The organism is Halorarius halobius, assembly GCF_024298865.1.
Lineage (GTDB): Archaea > Halobacteriota > Halobacteria > Halobacteriales > Haloarculaceae > Halorarius > Halorarius halobius.
In genome coordinates, this window is sequence record NZ_CP101161.1 from 2,297,327 (window position 1) to 2,313,963 (window position 16,637).

Sequence of the window (16,637 nt, forward strand, 5' to 3'; positions counted from 1 at the left end):
GTCGGAATGCCGGTCCGCGACCGCGGGGGCTCAGGTGGCGTTACGCGCTCGTGTCGACGGCGGCGCCGGTGTCGACGTCGCCGTCGATGCGGACGAACCCGTACTCGCAGTCCGGGCAGTGCCACTTCACCTTCGTCCCGAGATGCATCGTCGTCGAGGCCGACCGATAGAACGTCTTCGTGTCGTCGCAGTTCGGACAGTAGTGGTCGAGTTCCATGCTCATGGCTCGGGGTACCGCCTGGCCGTGGTTCAACTTACTGGTTCGGCCCGGGAGACGAGCCCCGACGACCGGGCGCTCGCTGGAACTGGCGATGATAAACTACATCTTACGATACTGAATCGGACGCGGAGTTCCGGCCGGTCACGGCCCCCCACGTAAACCGGCCGGTCATGGCAACCGGAAGGCAAAAGGTGGCGCTCGCTAATCCGTCACACACCATGCAGGACGCGTACATCGTCGACGCCGTTCGCACGCCGTTCGGCAAGGAGGGCGGCTCGTTTACCGACACGCACCCGCAGGACCTCGCGGCCGAACCCTTGCTGGCGCTCGAGGAGCGCAACGGGTTCGAGGGGAGCGAGGACATCGAGGACGTCATCTACGGCTGTGTGACGCCGAGCGACGAGCAGGCGAACAACATCGGCCGGCTCGCGCCGATGGTCGCCGGCTGGGGCGACGACGTGCCGGGCGTCCAACTCGACCGGATGTGCGGCTCCGGCCAGCAGGCAATCAACTTCGCGGCCGGCCAGATTCGCGGCGGGATGCACGACGTCATCGTCGCGGGCGGCGTCGAGCACATGAGCCGCGTCCCGATGGGGTCGGCCGGCAACTCCATCACGGACACGTACTTCGAACATTTCGACGAGTTGACCACGCAGGGCGAGGGCGCAGAGCGCATCGCCGAGCAGTGGGGGTTCTCCCGGGACGACGTCGACTCCATCGCCGCCGACTCGCAGTCGCGATGGGGCGAGGCCGCCGACGCAGGCAAGTACGACGACCAGGTCGTGCCGGTCGAGACGGAACTGGACGGCGAGAGCGTCGTCGTCGAGGAGGACGAACACCCGCGGCCGGGCACGGACAAGGAGACGCTGTCACAGCTACCGCTGGCGTTCCGCGCCCCCGACGACGGCGTCATCCACGCCGGCAACTCCTCGGGCATCGTCGACGGCTCCGCCGCGACGCTCGTCGCCTCGGGCGAGGCCTGCGAGGAGCACGGCTGGGAACCGATGGCCCGCATCGTCGATACCCACGTCGTCGGCGTCGACCCGGTGACGATGCTGACGGGACCGATTCCGGCGACGAACGAGATCCTGGAACAGAACGACATGACCGTCGACGACATCGACCGGTTCGAGGTGAACGAGGCGTTCGCCTCCGTCATCACGGCGTGGCTCGAGGAGACGGGTGCCGACTGGGAGAAGACGAACGTCTGGGGCGGCGCCATCGCGCACGGTCACCCGCTGGGTGCGACCGGTGCGGGTCTGCTCGGCAAGCTCCCCTACCAGCTCGAGGAGTGTGACGGCCAGTACGGGCTCTGTACGATGTGCATCGGCTTCGGACAGGGCGTGGCGACCATCATCGAGCGCGTCGAGTAACCCACCGTTCGCGTCGAGTCGGCCCCCGGGCGAACGTCTCGGGGACCGACTATAAGACCGCCCGGCACGAGTGTGTGGTATGAAGATATACACCGGCCGCGGCGACGAGGGGATGACCGACCTCCGAGACATGTCGCGCGTGTCGAAGACGAGCCCCCGAATCGAAGCGTACGGCACCGTCGACGAGGTGAACTGCGCCGTCGGCGTGCTCCGCCCCTCGGGGTACGACGACGTCGACGAACAGCTCCGTCGCATCCAGAACCACCTCCACGTCGTGCAGGCGGAACTGGCGACGCCCGACGCCGACGACGAGGACACTCCCCACGTCCGCGAGAAACACGTCGAGCAACTGGAGGCGATGATGGACGGGTTCGACGACGAACTCGACCCGCTCGACCACTTCATCCTCCCCGGCGGTAGCGAGGTGGGTGCGAAGCTCCACCAGGCACGGGCCATCTGCCGGCGCGCCGAGCGCCGCACCGTCGCGCTGGCCGCGGACAACCCGATAAACGAGGCGGTCGTCACCTACCTCAACCGGCTGTCGGACGCGCTGTTCACGCTCGCGCGCGTGGTGAACCAGCGCGAGGGCGTCACCGAGGACGCACCCGAGTACGACTGAGCCACACGAAAAGGCCGGTCGGGACAGACCGGACGGGATGCCCACGCGGCCGACGTGCGACGGCGCCCCGACCCCGCTCATCGGGACCACGGAAGGGCCGGGGATGGCCAGCACGCGACCGTGGTTTTAGGTTTGCCTAAACCGGGTTAAATCTTGCTATGTTTAGCTCGGCCGAAAGGCGACTGCCTGATTCGGCGTATGGATATCAGAACACGAATCGTCAGGTTGTCGCCGCAATAGCTTTATTTTCTGTCGGCGTAGTCGTATCGGAACCATGAACAAGCATTTCGAAGATACGACGTACTACCTGAAGCGTGCCGGCGAGACGGCGAAGGCGGGCCTCGCGGAGGAACTCGGGGCGGTGGAGCGCCGGCTCCGAGAACTGGCGGGGCGCGAACAGCCCCCCGACCCCGGCCGCATCGAGGAACTGCGGGCAGACCTGCTGGAGCTACAGCAACGCGCGGAAGGCGAAGGACGGGAGGCCATCGCAACGGCCCGCGAGCGACTCGGGGAGTACCGGGTGCGGCGGGAAGCGTAGCCCTTAAGCGTCGGCCTGCGGTACGATTGCTCGCCGGGTCGGTGGTCTAGTCCGGTTATGACACCTCCTTCACACGGAGGAAGCCGGCGGTTCAAATCCGCCCCGACCCACTCGCTCACTTCGTTCGCGTGAACCCACAGACGGGAGTGGTGCGTATTTAACCACACCTGGTTTCACCGTCGGTGGACCCGTCAAGTCGGCGGATTGGGGGTCGCGCCGTGTGCGTGTTTCGTGAAGGAGACGGGTGAATACATAAGTATTACTCCGCTGTCAGCCGCCCAACACGGCGAGAAGCGCCGCGCCCGAAGTCAGCCTGTCGCGTTCGCGGGCGGGTCGTCGGACGGTGGAGGGGACGCTCGCGTTCTCGCACCTCTCGGCTTCCAGTCAGGGCCGGTTTTGACACTACTTTCCCGGCGGGCCTTCGTGGGACGTTACCCGACTCGAAGATTTCTGCCGGATTCGTAGGCGCGTAAGGCCGCTTGTCGGTTACCTCCCGGGGCTGGGAGTCGGCCGACCGAGTCCTGATATACAGGCTTCGGACGACGACCACGGGGTGGACGTTGTATCGTTACGAGCGGTGGCGGATGCCCCCCGCGACCAGCAGTAATGCGATGACGGCACCGAGGACACCGACCCCCGGGCCGGACCCGTCGCTTGGGGTCTCATCTTCTGGGTCGGGTTGTGCGGTCTCGCCTGTCGTCTCCTCCGGCTCCGAGGTGGGGGCCGTGGTTTCGGTCCGCGTCTCTGCGGGCGTATCTGTCGCTTGTGGTGTCTCCGTCGGCTGTGGGGTGTCGGTCAGCGTTGGCGTCGGTGTCGCCTCTGCCTCCGCGGGATACCACTGGTGTTCGTTGTTTTCGCTTATCGTGTACGACCAGTTATACTCCCCCTGGAACGGCCCGCCTTCGTAAATGGTGATACACAGTTGGTCGTCGCTTTCGGAATACACCTTGAACGATGCGTTTCTCGTCAGGTCGGGAATCGTGTACGCCCCCGAACGCCCGGGGACCGACCGCATGTTGACTAACTCGGTTGCCGAGGGGCCGACACCGATGTCGATGACCATCTCCCGTTCGTTGTCCCCAATATTGTCACCGAAGAAGGTGATAGCGAAGTAATCGCCGTCCTCCGCGATGAACGGAATCGCATCGCTATCTCCCGGGGAGTTGATTGCCCCTCCGACCCCGACTGCATCTGCCTCGTAGTTCTGCTCTTGTTCCTCTACGTTGTATCCTGTGTAGTCACAGTTTTCTGCTATTTCGTCCTCGCTGGCCCCCACCACCATCGGAGCCGTCGTCAGCACCAGTACACAGACGACTACCGGCTTCCAGTTCATCCGGCTTGGACATGATAGGACGTTCAAATAAATCCTCTCCTTACCAGAACCAGTGCCTTCTGCCGGTTTTTGCTGCTTATCGCCGAGGCTCGATACAGAACGTCTATCAATCGAACTTGCTACGAACGGTTGCCTGATGCCGTTGGGGAATAACGCGCTGGGAGGCCAAGACTTTTTCAGACAGGCGGCGGAGGTGGAGGTAGTGACTGAATATATGGATAGGGTTCCTGATGCAGTTGTCGAGGCGATTGCATCTCATCGGGGGGTGGACCGGACGGACCTGTCCACGCCGCTGTATGAGGTAATCGACCCTGATGCGCTGGAGGCACTGTACCGGGCTGATTTCGATGCCACCACCGAGTCGCATCCAACCGTCTCCTTCTCGTATGAGGGTGACCGCGTCGTCGTCGCCGGGCCAAACGACATAGTTATCCAGCCACAGCCGGCGGACCCCGCTCCGTAGTGCCGTCTTCCGGTAGGTAGGCGCTCATCGTTTCGTCGGGAGTCCCGGCTACCGGAGGCTCGATATAGAGGGTTTAGTTGTCTGGGGTACCCTGTTTTGTTGTCTTTGTGACGACAACTTCCCAGTCAGGGAGTTCCGGGTCCTCGTGGCGCAGTGCGTATCCACCGTTGTCTACGTCCACCCCATTCTCGTAGGCGACAAGAATGAGTTCGTCAAGAGCCGTTCGCAACTCCTCTTTCGTCACTGGTTCACTATCCGTGCTCATACTGCACGTATGCCCCTCCGACGCATAGATACGTGCGTTCATGGTCGATGGGATTGAAGTGGGCCTCCACGATGCTTATGCCCGGGAGATGTAACGAAGCCGAGAACGTGTACGGGGCCTTGTGGTGCGAGAAGGTGGCCGCCCGTTTTCCCCCGGACGCCGCCCCACGCCGGGGCGGGGGTCTACTCGGGGAGGTCCCGCCGGCCCGACCGGAAGCAGTCGAAGCAGGGGAAGTCGCCTTTGTCGCACTCACAGCCGCCGTCAGCCCGGAGTTTGTCGGCCTCCGGTTCGGCAACGGCACACTTTTTGCGTTCGTCGGTGTTGGATTGCATTGGCTTTCTCCTATCCGAGAAGCCGGCTCCGGGTGTGCCACCACCCGGACGCTTTCGAACGCCCCGAGGGACCCGAACTTCTCACCTTTGCCTACGAAGGCAGAGGTAATATAGTTGCCGGGTGCCTTCGAAGGCAACGGTTATTCGTCTGCGGCGAGAAGGTGCGCGTATGGATGAAGACGACCGCGAGCGGACGGAGGGAGGGCGCTACGCCGAGCAGGTCCGCCCGGAGGACGTGTTAGCGGTGTTTTCCGACCACGAACCCAGAACGACCACGGAAGTCGCTGAGACGCTTGAGGTGGCCCGCAGGACGGCCCTGAACAAGTTGGACGAGTTGGTCGAGCGTGGTGACCTGCGCCGGAAGAAGGTCGGGGCGCGGGCCGTTGTCTTCTGGAAGCCGGCTTCTGAGTAGCGAGGACTGGAATGGTAATGTTGGTAACGAGAACCGTTGCGATATTATAACACAAAGTTTACCCAATTGCCAATAGGTAAGGAAATAGACCAATTATAGTTCTGCTCAGAACCCTGATGACCGTTTGGGTCACATATTAGGAACCGTGATAAATTGCTTGCTCAAGCCTGGTGACATTCGGATTCTGTTCAGGAAGACACCCAGGCTGGCCAGAAGCACTCCCTGGCTATACATGCAGGCAACTCCCGACTACGTCTGCCCAGGTCAAGGGATTCGTTCTTGCCAGAAGGGACCCTAACCAGACAATGGAGTCCTATCCAGGCTTATCCTATTCCCGGGATACCCTGTTCAGGAGGGGTCGTTCTTGCCAGAAAGGATTATCCCATTAGGAGGGGTCGTTCTTGCCAGAAAGGACTATCCCAAACAGGAGGGTTCCTATTAGGACTCCCCACTACCCCCTTCCGTAGGGTTTCCCCCTTCTCCCCTCAGGCCGGCCCTTGGAACTGCCCGAAGATGTGGAGTAGTATGTCTGATTCGCTGACGAACACTCTGCATCCCTCTCCATGTCCTACCAGACGCACGAGGATGCGTTCTGAGCCACTTTTGAATCGGCTGAAGGGGATTCATCATCCAGAGGGAGAAATGGCTCCACGGGCCGCACAGGCGCTCTCAGGGCATCCGTGAGTTTTTCGTATTATTTTGGGATACTTCAGGGTGCATCTCCATGACTTCTGAACCGACCGAATTTTGGAGGATATAACAACTTTCTGGGTATTAAATAATTCTGTCAATTATCGGGTTTTCGTAGTGGGTGGCTCGGTTTCCACGGACGTATCGGGGGTCCAATATTGATTCAACGAGTGTCGTCCGCAGGCGAAGATACTGAATATCTCGAACTCGGCAAGAACGCCGCGGCTATCTGGGTAGTCGGCTCGGGTAACGTCTAGGGCGGTGGCCGCGTACTTGCTGTAGCCGGCAGGCAGAGACTCACCCCATTGGGCGATGTATCAGAGTAATCTCATGACGGCTTCGAGTGATTTCTACAAGACCCCTTGGTCACCGTCGAAGAAGTGCGCGGCTCGGGTCTTCCGCTGGCCTTCCGCGGTGGATTCGTCGTAATGGTTCCGCAGAACGTCACCGGATACGTCGAACCGACCCGATGCGGCCTCGTAGGTCCAGTTCTTCTCCTCTAAGTGGTAGGTAATCGCCGTCCGCCGCATGGGGTGCGGCGAGAGCGAGGAAGGGCACTTCGAGGCGGATTCATAGTAGGCGGCTTCGCAGGTGTCTTGGTCCCGGTCGTGGGGGCACTCGTTGGTGTAGTGGCAGGGCCGGGTGAGAGCGTAGATGATGGCTTGGATATTCGACTTGGAGTACCGGCCGGACGGACTGGGAAACAGCGCCTTCCTGCCGCATTCGTCCTCCCGGTCAGGGCGTTTCATCTGGATGTAGTCTTCGATGATTTCGGCGTACTCGGGCCAGATAATGACTTCCCGCTCGCCGTCGTACTTGTTCTTGAGCGGTGTCCTTGTCTCGGGGCGGTGCTTGAACTGGATGAGTGCGTACCGCCCGTGTTCCCGTTGCTTGAGGGGTTTGTAGTCGGAGAGGTCCAGTCCCCGGAGCGCCCCGCACCGACAGCCAGTATGCCAGAACACGGTGAACATCGCGTGGCGGGTGGTCGCGTACTCGAATTTCTGTAGGTACTCCAGCAACCGTTCGACTTCGTGGAAATCCATCATCACGTCTCGGGAGAGGTCGCCTTTCGAGAAGTCGGGAGATTCCAGTTTGGTGGCGAGGTTCTGGTCGGTTTCGGTCGCGTCGATACGGTCGCAGAATCGGAAGAACGTCCGTAGGGTCGAGAAGTGGTTTCGGATGGTGGTATCTCGACGGGACTGCCGGAGGTAGAACTTGTATTCGAGGAAGGTCTCGCCGTCGAGGTCGCGCACGGATTCGATTCCATTCTCGTCGCACCACTCGTAGAATGTCTTGAGGTGACCTCGATTGTTGTAGATGGTCGAGGCGGTCTTCTCGCCGGTTCGGTCTTTGATGAACAGTTCGGCCAGTCGTTGCGGGTCTGTGGTCGCCATGTGTTATCGGTCTCCACACACGGCGCGGCCCTCGGTGGGCCGACGGGAGCGTCCGAAGGGCGCGAGCGAGCCGGCGGGAGCGGAGCCGTCGTCGCGGTGGAAACCGCAAGACGGCGAAGCGAGAGAATCCGCCCCGACCCACTTCTGACGCCGTCGCTCGACGACCGAGTCGTCCGGTTCGAACTCGCTTCCGTTCGGTCCCCATCGTGGCTCACTCCACCCGTTTTCTGCCCACTCCACCCGTTTTCTGCCCCCGAGTCGCCACCGCAACTGTCGGAGTGCGATACCCACCATCGCGCCCGGTCCGGTCGGCAGGTTGCCGAGTTGTTCGACGATGCCGAGCGCGTCCGCGAGTAGCCACGCTTCTGCGACGCGTCCGTCCTCGATGCGGTAGATGCCGAACTGCGGCACCTCGAACGTCCGCCCGGTCGGTGCAATCTCGCGGTCCTCGACCCGCATCGGACCGACGTTTTGCCCGCTTGCGGTCACGAACGCCGCGATGCGGTCGCCCGAGACCACCGTCTCCTCGACGGTCACGGTGACGTCCGCGAACGTGCCCGCCATCTCCCGGGTCGTCTCGACGACGGCCTCCCGGCCCACGGTGTCGAGCGGCCAGCGCGGCCGGTGAAGGACGCAGTCGTCGGTCACGAGCGCCGCGACGGCGTCCGGGTCGCCGCCGACGAACGCCGTCAGGAACGTCTCGACGAGTCGCTCGCCGCCGGCGGTCTGTCCCGGACGGTCGTCGGTAGTCGCCATGTCGGTCACCAACCGTCGTGGTACGCTACGCTGTAGCATAGCTGTATCGGTCGGGTCGTGGGTCTCGCGTGAGGGGTGCGTCGGCGAAACACCGATACGTGGGTTCGTTGAGCTACCGCTATGGTCGAGACCCACTGGGATGCGCTCCGCGGTCGGGAGGTTCGGTACCGTGACCACACCTGGGAACTCACCGGCGACGTCACCGTCCGGGACAGCGGCACCGTCGTGTCGCTCGGAGCGGTCCAGACGGACGACGTGCGTCGGCGCTCGGCGAGGCTCCAGTTCGACGTGGCGGGGCCGTCGTCGCTGAACCCGGGGAGCCTCGGGGACGTGTTCGAACGGCTCGAACGCGACGGCGGGACCCTGACGCTGGTCGTCGAGACTGACGGGCGCCGGTACCGCTACAGGCTCACTCGGCTGGCGTACGAGTAGCCGACCTATCGGTCGTTCGACGTGTGTCCGACGCCCTTCTCAGCGTGTGATAACACGGTCGGGCTCTTATGGGGTGCCGGCTCCTACGGTTGGGTAAGCGATGGGACCTGCGACGACCGAGGCGTGCACCGGCGACACCGACTCGCCGCCACTGCCCGACGAGGGTGCGAGCGTGCTGGTGCTAGCACCGTCCATGTCACGGGACGTGGACGCGTGCTGTGTGGGCCTCGCGTGTCGGGAGGACCCCGCCGACGCGAACCTCCTGGCGGTCGAGTTGGACGGGACGGTCGACGACGTGGTCGGCCGCTGGGACCGTCACTGTGGGCGGACGCCCGCGCGGACGGCCGTCGTGACGGCCGGCGAGTCGACGCGGAGCGCCGCGGCCGCCGCGGGCGGTGAGTCGATGTCGTTGCCCGGCAGTTCGGTGTCGGTCACTTCCGTCTCCAGTCCCGGCGACCTGACCGGCCTCGGCATCAAGGTGAGCCAGTGTCTCACCTCGTGGGACGACGCCGACGGCGAACTGGCGCTGTGTTTCCGCTCGCTGACGACGCTGCTGCAGTTCGCGGAGCTCGAACGGGTGTTCCAGTTCGTCCACCTGCTGACCCAGCGGGTCGAGGCCTCGGGCGCCCGCGCACATTTCCACATGGACCCGAACGCGCACGACGACCAGACCGTCGCCACGCTCCGGAGCCTGTTCGACGACGTGCGCGAACTCGGCCCGGACGGGGAGTGGCGGCGGCGCTGACTACGCCTGGTTCAGCGCTCGACCAACTTCATCTCGACGGGGTCGCGGGGATGCATCGTCAGCGACGGCCGTAGTTCGAGGGGGTCGTCCGTCGTGCGGTGGAGTTCGAACCGCTGGCAGACGACGCCGAGGATGAGCCGCGCCTCCAGCAGCGAGAACTGCTTGCCGATGCAGACGCGGGGGCCGCCGCCGAACGGGAAGAACGCGTAGTTCGGCCGGTCGCGGCTCCGCTCGCTCGTCCAGCGGTCGGGGTCGAACGTCTCCGGGTCGTCGTAGTAGCGCGGGTCGCGGTGGACGACCCACTGCGGGAGCATCACCATCGACTCCTCGGGGACGCGGTAGCCCCCGAGTTCCACGTCGGTCCGTGGCTGACGGAACATGACGTACACCGGCGGATACAGCCGCATCGACTCGTTGAGCACGCGCGAGGCGAACGCCATCTCTCGGGCCTCCGCGGCCGTCGGCGCGTCGCCCGTCACCACCTCCTCTATCTCCGCGTTGAGCCGGTCACGGGCCTCGGGGTTCTCGTCGAGCAGGTACATCGCGTAGGTGAGCGCCAGCGCCGTCGTGTCGTGGCCCGCCAGAAGCATCGTCATCAGTTCGTCACGCAGGACGGCATCGTCGATGTCGCCGGCTTCGGCCGCCCGGAGCATGATGGCCAGCAGGTCCCCTGCGTCGTCGTCGATGCCCGCGGCGCGGCGCTCGGCGACCACGTCGTCGAGGACGTCCTCGAGCGTTCCGACGGCGTCGTGGAACTCGCGGTTCTCGCGGGTCGGAACCCAGTTCGGCGTCAGAAAGCGGACGGCGTCGGGTTCGAACCGCTTGCCCAGCGGTTCCAGCGCCGTCTGGATGCGCTCGGTGGTGTCGTCGTCGAGCGTCGTCTCGAACATCGCGTCGGCGATTATCTTCACCGTCAGTTCAGCCAGTTCCGACCGGATGTCGACCACGTCGCCGGCCTCCCAGTCGGCGACGTGTCGCTCGGTGTGGGCGACCATGCGGTCGGCCATGCCCGTGATTCGACGGGGGTCGAACGCCGGGGCCGCCCGCGCCCGCTGTTCGCGCCAGAACTCGCCGTCCGACAGCAACAGCCCGTTGCCGAGGAGTTCCTGGACCGCGTCGTCGCCGAACACGGGCTTGCGGAACTGGGATTCGCCGGCGACGAGCACCTGCTCGATGTCGTCCGGTCCGGTCAGCATGAACGTCTCGCGGTCGGCAAGTTGGAACCGCGCCACGTCGCCGTACGCCCGCCCGACGGCCGTCATGAACGTGAACGGGTCGCGGGCGTACTGGTGGGTGTTGCCGAGCAAGGGGACGCCCTTCGGTCCCGGCGGCTTGGCTCGCATGCCCGTACTGAGGGCCTGCAGTCGCTAAAACGTTCAGCTCTCCCGGCCCGTCCGCCGGTTCCCGAATTAAAGACCCCGATGTGCACGGCGTCACACTGATGGGGGACCCGGAAGCAGAGGCGCACAAGAGGGGCTCGACCGTCGGGCACGCACCGGCGGTCTCCACCCAGGAGGCAGTTACGGGCCACATGACAGACATACCAGAGTGGGACGACACCGACGACGACACCGCCGACGCTCCAGAGGAGGAGACGGGGGACCGTGCCTTCGATTTCGCCGACTGGATAACCGGCGACGACACGGGAGAAAGCATCGACGAGGAGCCGACAGCCGAGGCCGACGACGTGGAGGTCGACGTCGCGGGGTTCGACTTCGACGGCTGGCTCGGCGAGGGCGCGACCGAGCCGCTGGACGAGCCGTCGGCCGACCCGGTCGAGGAGACGGCCGAGTCCGCCGCCTTCGAACTCGAGGCGGGTGGCTTCGACATCGGCGGCTGGCTCGGCGAGAGCGCGGCCGCCGACCTGGCCTCGCCGGAGCCGTCGGCCGGCGCGGCCGCGACGAGCGAGGCCGCGGGCGAGACGGCCGGCGACACACCCGAGTTCGAGCCCGGGGTCGTGCTCCCGACGTTCGACGCGCCGAACCTGAAGCTCGCGTTGTTCGCGCTGTTCGCCGTCGGTATGATCGGTGCCAGCGTCTCCGTCGCGTCGACGGCCGGCCTGTTCGGCTTCCAGGGACCACAGCGGGTCGAGCCGGCCGCACCTGCCTCGACGCCGACGCCGAGTCCGACGGCCTCGCCCACCCCGACGCCGACGGCTTCGCCGACGCCGAGTCCGACGGCCTCGCCCACGCCGACACCGACGGCTTCGCCGACGCCGAGTCCGACGGCCTCGCCCACCCCGACGCCGTCGCCCACGCCGACGCCAACTCCGACCCCGACGCCGACGGCTTCGCCGACGCCGAGTCCGACCCCGACGCCCACGCCGGACGGGGGCCTGCTTGGTGACGGCGGCCTGCTCGGCTGACGCTCGCTTTCCCACTCTTCTCGCCGCTGACCAGTCAGTTCGTCAGTGGCGTCTCCGCACCCGACGGTCGTGAATCGGATGTCGGTGCCGGTCGTGAATCGGATGTCGGTGCCGGTCGTGACGGTCGGCGTCGGTGTCGTCGAGCGGCAGAACGAGAGGGGAGTGGGGTTACAGGAACTCCTCGATGTGGTCGGCGACTTCGTCGGGGGTGTCGCCCACGGGGACGCCGGCGTCGTTGAGCGCCGAGATCTTCGACTCGGCGGTGCCGGTGCCCGACCCGGAGACGATGGCGCCGGCGTGGCCCATCCGCTTGCCCGGCGGAGCGGTCCGGCCGGCGATGAAGCCGGCGACGGGCGTGTCCATGTACTCGGCGATGTAGCGGGCGGCCTCCTCCTCGTCCTCGCCGCCGATTTCGCCGCACATGGCGACGGCCTTCGTGTCGGGGTCGTTCTCGAAGAACTCCAGGGCGTCGACGAAGTCCGTGCCGATGATGGGGTCGCCCCCGATGCCGACGGCGGTGGTCTGGCCGATGCCCCGCTGGGTGAGGTTGTCGACGACCTGGTACGTCAGCGTCCCCGACCGGGAGACCAGCCCCACGTCACCCTCGGAGAAGATGTTGCCCGGCAGGATGCCGAGTTTCGCCTCGCCGGGCGTGATGATGCCGGGGCAGTTCGGCCCGATGAGCACCGTGTCGGTCTCCTTCAGGCGCTTGTACACCTTCGCCATGTCCTGCTGGGGGATGCCCTCGGTGATGGCGACCACGAGGTCGACCGGCGAGTCGAGTGCCTCCATCAGCGCGTCCGCCGCGAACGCGGGCGGGACGAACACGACGCTGGCGTTGGCGTCCGCCTCGCGGGCGGCGCCGCGAACGGTGTCGTAGACGGGGACGCCGGCGACCTCCTGGCCGCCGCGGCCCGGCACCGCGCCGGCGACGACGTTCGTCCCGTACTCCATCATCTGCTCGGTGTGGAATCGGCCCTCACCGCCGGTGATGCCCTGTACCACGACGCGCGTGTCGTTGTCGACTAAGATGGACATGTCAGTTCCCCTCCTCGGAGTATTCGACCGCACGCTGGACGGCGTCCTCCAGCGTCGATTCCACGGTCACGAGGTCCGTGTTCAGTATCTCCATCCCCTCCTCGGCGTTGGTGCCCGCGAGGCGGACGACGACCGGTTTGGGTATCTCCTCGAACTGTTCGAGCGCCTCGTTGATGCCCTTCGCCACCTCGTCGCCGCGGGTGATACCGCCGAAGATGTTGAACACGACCGAATCGACGTTCTCGTCGGAGAACACCATGTCGAGCGCGTTGGCGACCCGTTCGGCCTTCGCGCCGCCGCCGATGTCGAGGAAGTTGGCCGGGGAGCCACCGTAGTGGTCGACCAGGTCCAGCGTCGTCATCACCAGTCCCGCGCCGTTGCCGATGATACCGACGTTACCCGACAGGCGCACGTAGTCGAAGCCGTACTCGTTGGCCTTCGCCTCGAGTTCGTCCTCGGCGGCCTCGTCCTCCATCGCCGCGAGGTCCTCGTGGCGGAACAGCGCGTCGTCGTCGATGTTCATGACGGCGTCCGCACAGACCACGTCGCCCTCGGCCGTTATCATCACGGGGTTGACCTCGATTTCGGTCGCGTCCTTCGACGCCCAGAGGTCGTACAGCGTGGTGAGGACGCTCGCCACGTCCATCGCCACGTCGCGGTCGACGCCGGCCTCGAAGACGGCGCGGCGCGCCTGATACGGCTGGAGGCCGAACGCGGGGTCGACGTGCTCGCGGGCGATGGCCTCCGGCGTCTCGGCGGCCACCTCCTCGATGTCGACGCCGCCCTCGGTGGAGACCATGGCGACGGGCTTGCCCTCGCCGCGGTCCATCGTCACGCCCACGTACAGTTCGTTGACGAAGTCGACGGCCTCCTCGACGAGCACCTGGTCGACGTGGAGCCCCTTCAGGTCCATTCCGAGGATGGCGTCGGCGGCCTCTCGGGCTTCCTCCTCGTTCTCGGCGAGTTTGATGCCGCCCGCCTTGCCGCGGCCGCCCACCTGTACCTGGGCCTTGATGGCGACGGGGTAGCCGACGTCGCCCGCGGCCGCCACCGCCTCGTCGACGGTGGACGCGAGCGTCGAGTCCGGGACCGGGAGCCCGGCGTCGGCGAAGACACCCTTCGCCTGATACTCGTGCAGTTTCATTCCATCTCGAAGGACCCTCGCACCCCGCTTAAATCCCGCTATATTTGCGCACGACCCTCACACCCGCGGCCCGCTTCCCTCGGGCGTCGCCCCCGTCAGACCCAACTGCGACCCGGGCCGTGTCATGTGGTACCATTCGGCTGAACGTTCGTTTTGACGGTTTTGTCAGAATCCGTTTTAGGGGGCACTCGAAGCGTGTACGTACAGATGGACGTGAACAGACGGACGGTACTGAAGGGGACTGGAGCGGCCGCAGGCGCGTCGCTGTTCGCCACGACCGGCGCGGCGGCCGCGCCCGACATCGACGACGCGCTCGACGTGGACAGCGACGACCTGCAGGGCGCGCTGGTCGTGTTCGAACCCGGCGCCGACTACGGCGTCCTCGACCGGTTCGACCTGCCGATGGGCACGTTCGAGATGGAGATGCTCGACGTGGTGTACACGAAGGCCGCGGGCGGCGTCCTCGAACGCATCGCGGAGCTCCAGCAGGTCCGCTACGTCGAGGCGAACCGCGAGTTGGAGTGGCACAACGGCGAGGCCCAGACCGCGACCAACGCCGACGATGTCCAGGAGCGGTTCGACCTGGGCTACACGGGCGACGGCGTCCACGTCGCGGTCATCGACTCGGGCGTCGACGCCTACCACCCGGACCTGCAGGACCGCCTGCGGCACAACTACCAGTTCACGAATCCGCTGAGCAACGACACCTCGTGGGTCGACGCCGGCGTCGCCGACACCGACGACATCGGCCACGGTACCCACTGTGCGGGGTCGGTGTGTGGCGAGGGGAACCGCAACCCCGACTACGAGGGGATGGCGCCCGACGCGGACCTGACGGTGTACTCGACGGGCGCGGCGGTCTCCATCCTCCAGTCGGTGGCCGCGTACAACCACCTGCTGGCGAACCACGCACCCGGCACGGCACCCAGCGAGGACGAGATAATCCGCATCACCTCGAACTCCTACGGCTCGGCGGGCGGCAACGACTTCAACCCCGCCGGCGCCCAGGAGACGGCGACGTGGCGAGCGTTCGACGCCGGCATGGTCGTCGTCTCCTCGGCGGGCAACTCCGGGCCGGCCCCGAACACGCTCGGCGGCGCCAAGACCGCGCCGTACATCCTCTGTGTGGCCGCGAGCCACGACGGACAGGGGTCGGGCGCCGACGCGACGAAACGCCCCACCGAGTTCTCCTCGCGTGGCCGCACGGCCGACTACGAGCAGGGCGAGGGCGCCCGGTGGGACGAGTTCGAGGCCAACGGCGGCTACACGACCGAGGACCGCGATACGGCGCTGGACAACGTCCGCGCGTACCACGCGGGCGGTAGTTCCCGCCCGACGGTGAACTCCTACGATAAGTCGACCGTCGTGACGCCGGGCACCGACGCCGGTGGCATCGCCGGCGCGCCGGGCGCCGGCCCCTCGACGTTCGTGTCGCTGAAGGAACTCGCCGGCGAGACGGAGTTCCTCGACATCGAGGTGTCGTGGACGACGGGCCAGCAGGACCTCGACGTCTACCTGCACGAGGGCGGCCAGGACGGCCCCGTCGTCGCCTCCTCGACGAGCGGGAGTCCCGGTGAGCGCATCCGGACGGCCGCCGACCCCGCGAACAGCTACGTCCTCGAAATCAACCCGTGGGCGAACGTCGTCACGCAGGCGACCGTCTCGGTCACCGAGAAGGGCGAAGCGACGGGCGCGGACGTCTCCGGCCCCTACGGCGTCTACCGGCCGAGCGTCATCGCGCCCGGGAGCGCCGTCGTCTCGACGATGGGCGTCTCCGCGCTGAAGGCGACGGAGGCGACGTACGGCGCCTCGCCGGCCGACACCGGCGCGCTGTACGCCGCGCTGTCGGGCACGTCGATGTCGTGTCCGGTCACCTCCGGCGTCACCGCGCAGGTCATCGAGGCGTACTACCGGAACAACGGGGGCACCTACCCCGGCCCCGAGCAGGTCATCCACATCATGGAGAAGGCGGCCACGGCGAACGCTGAGGCCGACTACACGCCGTTCAACGCGGGTGCCGGGCTGGTCGACGCCGTCGCGGCCGTCGAGTTGGCCGAGAAAGGTGACGACCCCGCGCCCGCGAACACGCGGCTGGCGTCGGTGAGCCAGCCGGAGTTCATCTCGGCGACCGGGAGCCGGTCGGACGACGGCTCGGCGTTCACCGGCGGGCAGACGAATCAGGTGACCGTCACGGTCGACACGCTCAGCCACGACGTGTCGGCGGCCCGCGAGACGATGCCGGACGGCTGGAGCGTCGTCGCGACCGGTGACGACTGCTCGACGAACGCGGCGGGCGATACGGTCACGTTCACCGCGAGCGAGGTGAACGCGGCGACCGGCGACGGAACCGCCGAGTTCACCTACTTCGTCGAGGCGCCGAGCGGCCCCCAGCAGACCGGGCCGTACGACTTCGGGCCGGTCGAGGTGAAATCGAGCGAGACCGCCGACGACGGGTTCGTCGCCGTGTCGGGGACGACCAGCACCGAGTACGTCCTCGGGCCGCAGACGAACGTCTGAG

General features: G+C 65.9%; 18 protein-coding genes and 1 tRNA gene. 10 read left to right on the forward strand and 9 right to left on the reverse strand.

What is annotated here, in order from left to right; translation table 11 throughout:
- Positions 1 to 40: 40 nt before the first annotated feature.
- Positions 41 to 223 carry a DUF7838 family putative zinc beta-ribbon protein gene (locus NL112_RS12170; protein ID WP_255149106.1) on the reverse strand — a complete coding sequence of 61 codons (183 nt, stop codon included), beginning with the start codon at positions 221 to 223 and terminating at the stop codon, positions 41 to 43.
- A gap of 215 nt (positions 224 to 438) precedes the next feature.
- Here NL112_RS12170 and NL112_RS12175 point away from each other — a divergent pair, with 215 nt between their 5' ends.
- The 4 genes from NL112_RS12175 to NL112_RS12190 all read left to right on the forward strand — a co-directional run bounded on the left by NL112_RS12175 (position 439) and on the right by NL112_RS12190 (position 2,860).
- Positions 439 to 1,593, forward strand: coding sequence for a thiolase family protein (locus NL112_RS12175; protein WP_255149107.1), 1,155 nt, complete (start codon positions 439 to 441; stop codon positions 1,591 to 1,593).
- 79 nt (positions 1,594 to 1,672) lie between these two features.
- Positions 1,673 to 2,212 carry a cob(I)yrinic acid a,c-diamide adenosyltransferase gene (locus NL112_RS12180; RefSeq protein WP_255149108.1) on the forward strand — a complete coding sequence of 180 codons (540 nt, stop codon included), beginning with the start codon at positions 1,673 to 1,675 and terminating at the stop codon, positions 2,210 to 2,212.
- A 274-nt stretch (positions 2,213 to 2,486) separates the two neighbouring features.
- Positions 2,487 to 2,750 (forward strand): DUF7553 family protein, encoded by a 264-nt coding sequence (locus NL112_RS12185; RefSeq protein WP_255149109.1) that lies wholly within the window; start codon positions 2,487 to 2,489, stop codon positions 2,748 to 2,750.
- Between the two features lie 35 nt (positions 2,751 to 2,785).
- Positions 2,786 to 2,860 (forward strand) — tRNA-Val (locus NL112_RS12190).
- 458 nt (positions 2,861 to 3,318) lie between these two features.
- Here NL112_RS12190 and NL112_RS12195 read toward each other — a convergent pair.
- Complete coding sequence (locus NL112_RS12195) at positions 3,319 to 4,083, reverse strand: PGF-CTERM sorting domain-containing protein (protein ID WP_255149110.1); 765 nt, start codon at positions 4,081 to 4,083, stop codon at positions 3,319 to 3,321.
- A gap of 136 nt (positions 4,084 to 4,219) precedes the next feature.
- Here NL112_RS12195 and NL112_RS12200 point away from each other — a divergent pair, with 136 nt between their 5' ends.
- Positions 4,220 to 4,546, forward strand: coding sequence for a HalOD1 output domain-containing protein (locus NL112_RS12200; RefSeq protein ID WP_255149111.1), 327 nt, complete (start codon positions 4,220 to 4,222; stop codon positions 4,544 to 4,546).
- A 73-nt stretch (positions 4,547 to 4,619) separates the two neighbouring features.
- Here NL112_RS12200 and NL112_RS12205 read toward each other — a convergent pair whose 3' ends face one another.
- Positions 4,620 to 4,811, reverse strand: coding sequence for a hypothetical protein (locus NL112_RS12205; RefSeq protein ID WP_255149112.1), 192 nt, complete (start codon positions 4,809 to 4,811; stop codon positions 4,620 to 4,622).
- A gap of 182 nt (positions 4,812 to 4,993) precedes the next feature.
- Complete coding sequence (locus NL112_RS12210) at positions 4,994 to 5,143, reverse strand: hypothetical protein (RefSeq protein WP_255149113.1); 150 nt, start codon at positions 5,141 to 5,143, stop codon at positions 4,994 to 4,996.
- A 169-nt stretch (positions 5,144 to 5,312) separates the two neighbouring features.
- Here NL112_RS12210 and NL112_RS12215 point away from each other — a divergent pair, with 169 nt between their 5' ends.
- Positions 5,313 to 5,555, forward strand: coding sequence for a helix-turn-helix domain-containing protein (locus tag NL112_RS12215; RefSeq protein WP_255149114.1), 243 nt, complete (start codon positions 5,313 to 5,315; stop codon positions 5,553 to 5,555).
- Positions 5,556 to 6,595: 1,040 nt separating this feature from the next.
- Here the strand turns inward: NL112_RS12215 and NL112_RS12220 are convergent.
- Complete coding sequence (locus NL112_RS12220) at positions 6,596 to 7,639, reverse strand: tyrosine-type recombinase/integrase (RefSeq protein ID WP_255149115.1); 1,044 nt, start codon at positions 7,637 to 7,639, stop codon at positions 6,596 to 6,598.
- A gap of 3 nt (positions 7,640 to 7,642) precedes the next feature.
- On the reverse strand, positions 7,643 to 8,395 hold the full coding sequence (locus NL112_RS12225) for an ester cyclase (RefSeq protein ID WP_255149116.1): 753 nt from the start codon (positions 8,393 to 8,395) through the stop codon (positions 7,643 to 7,645).
- Between the two features lie 120 nt (positions 8,396 to 8,515).
- Here NL112_RS12225 and NL112_RS12230 point away from each other — a divergent pair, with 120 nt between their 5' ends.
- Together NL112_RS12230 and NL112_RS12235 are read left to right on the forward strand one after the other, a co-directional pair.
- Complete coding sequence (locus tag NL112_RS12230) at positions 8,516 to 8,827, forward strand: hypothetical protein (protein ID WP_255149117.1); 312 nt, start codon at positions 8,516 to 8,518, stop codon at positions 8,825 to 8,827.
- A gap of 100 nt (positions 8,828 to 8,927) precedes the next feature.
- The gene (locus NL112_RS12235; protein WP_255149118.1) at positions 8,928 to 9,572 is read left to right on the forward strand and encodes a DUF7504 family protein; all 645 of its coding nucleotides are present in this window, start codon (positions 8,928 to 8,930) and stop codon (positions 9,570 to 9,572) included.
- Between the two features lie 11 nt (positions 9,573 to 9,583).
- Here NL112_RS12235 and NL112_RS12240 read toward each other — a convergent pair whose 3' ends face one another.
- Positions 9,584 to 10,915, reverse strand: coding sequence for a cytochrome P450 (locus NL112_RS12240; protein ID WP_255149119.1), 1,332 nt, complete (start codon positions 10,913 to 10,915; stop codon positions 9,584 to 9,586).
- Positions 10,916 to 11,103: 188 nt separating this feature from the next.
- On the opposite strand from NL112_RS12240, the gene NL112_RS12245 reads away from it, so the two are divergent.
- Positions 11,104 to 11,937: a hypothetical protein gene (locus NL112_RS12245; RefSeq protein ID WP_255149120.1), complete on the forward strand. Its 834-nt coding sequence runs from the start codon at positions 11,104 to 11,106 to the stop codon at positions 11,935 to 11,937.
- Between the two features lie 168 nt (positions 11,938 to 12,105).
- Here NL112_RS12245 and sucD read toward each other — a convergent pair whose 3' ends face one another.
- Positions 12,106 to 12,975, reverse strand: a complete 870-nt coding sequence (gene sucD, locus NL112_RS12250; protein ID WP_255149121.1) for a succinate--CoA ligase subunit alpha — start codon at positions 12,973 to 12,975, stop codon at positions 12,106 to 12,108.
- A 1-nt stretch (position 12,976) separates the two neighbouring features.
- On the reverse strand, positions 12,977 to 14,119 hold the full coding sequence (sucC, locus tag NL112_RS12255) for an ADP-forming succinate--CoA ligase subunit beta (protein ID WP_255149122.1): 1,143 nt from the start codon (positions 14,117 to 14,119) through the stop codon (positions 12,977 to 12,979).
- 207 nt (positions 14,120 to 14,326) lie between these two features.
- Here sucC and NL112_RS12260 point away from each other — a divergent pair, with 207 nt between their 5' ends.
- Positions 14,327 to 16,636 carry a S8 family serine peptidase gene (locus NL112_RS12260; protein WP_255149123.1) on the forward strand — a complete coding sequence of 770 codons (2,310 nt, stop codon included), beginning with the start codon at positions 14,327 to 14,329 and terminating at the stop codon, positions 16,634 to 16,636.
- Position 16,637: the final 1 nt, after the last annotated feature.

What these genes read in the sequence shown, in the direction of transcription:
- NL112_RS12170 (WP_255149106.1), bottom strand. Translation starts at nt 223, where the DNA reads ATGAGCATGGAACTCGACCACTACTGTCCGAACTGCGACGACACGAAG.
- NL112_RS12175 (WP_255149107.1), top strand. Translation starts at nt 439, where the DNA reads ATGCAGGACGCGTACATCGTCGACGCCGTTCGCACGCCGTTCGGCAAG.
- NL112_RS12180 (WP_255149108.1), top strand. Translation starts at nt 1,673, where the DNA reads ATGAAGATATACACCGGCCGCGGCGACGAGGGGATGACCGACCTCCGA.
- NL112_RS12185 (WP_255149109.1), top strand. Translation starts at nt 2,487, where the DNA reads ATGAACAAGCATTTCGAAGATACGACGTACTACCTGAAGCGTGCCGGC.
- NL112_RS12195 (WP_255149110.1), bottom strand. Translation starts at nt 4,083, where the DNA reads ATGAACTGGAAGCCGGTAGTCGTCTGTGTACTGGTGCTGACGACGGCT.
- NL112_RS12200 (WP_255149111.1), top strand. Translation starts at nt 4,220, where the DNA reads ATGCCGTTGGGGAATAACGCGCTGGGAGGCCAAGACTTTTTCAGACAG.
- NL112_RS12205 (WP_255149112.1), bottom strand. Translation starts at nt 4,811, where the DNA reads ATGAGCACGGATAGTGAACCAGTGACGAAAGAGGAGTTGCGAACGGCT.
- NL112_RS12210 (WP_255149113.1), bottom strand. Translation starts at nt 5,143, where the DNA reads ATGCAATCCAACACCGACGAACGCAAAAAGTGTGCCGTTGCCGAACCG.
- NL112_RS12215 (WP_255149114.1), top strand. Translation starts at nt 5,313, where the DNA reads ATGGATGAAGACGACCGCGAGCGGACGGAGGGAGGGCGCTACGCCGAG.
- NL112_RS12220 (WP_255149115.1), bottom strand. Translation starts at nt 7,639, where the DNA reads ATGGCGACCACAGACCCGCAACGACTGGCCGAACTGTTCATCAAAGAC.
- NL112_RS12225 (WP_255149116.1), bottom strand. Translation starts at nt 8,395, where the DNA reads ATGGCGACTACCGACGACCGTCCGGGACAGACCGCCGGCGGCGAGCGA.
- NL112_RS12230 (WP_255149117.1), top strand. Translation starts at nt 8,516, where the DNA reads ATGGTCGAGACCCACTGGGATGCGCTCCGCGGTCGGGAGGTTCGGTAC.
- NL112_RS12235 (WP_255149118.1), top strand. Translation starts at nt 8,928, where the DNA reads ATGGGACCTGCGACGACCGAGGCGTGCACCGGCGACACCGACTCGCCG.
- NL112_RS12240 (WP_255149119.1), bottom strand. Translation starts at nt 10,915, where the DNA reads ATGCGAGCCAAGCCGCCGGGACCGAAGGGCGTCCCCTTGCTCGGCAAC.
- NL112_RS12245 (WP_255149120.1), top strand. Translation starts at nt 11,104, where the DNA reads ATGACAGACATACCAGAGTGGGACGACACCGACGACGACACCGCCGAC.
- sucD (WP_255149121.1), bottom strand. Translation starts at nt 12,975, where the DNA reads ATGTCCATCTTAGTCGACAACGACACGCGCGTCGTGGTACAGGGCATC.
- sucC (WP_255149122.1), bottom strand. Translation starts at nt 14,119, where the DNA reads ATGAAACTGCACGAGTATCAGGCGAAGGGTGTCTTCGCCGACGCCGGG.
- NL112_RS12260 (WP_255149123.1), top strand. Translation starts at nt 14,327, where the DNA reads ATGGACGTGAACAGACGGACGGTACTGAAGGGGACTGGAGCGGCCGCA.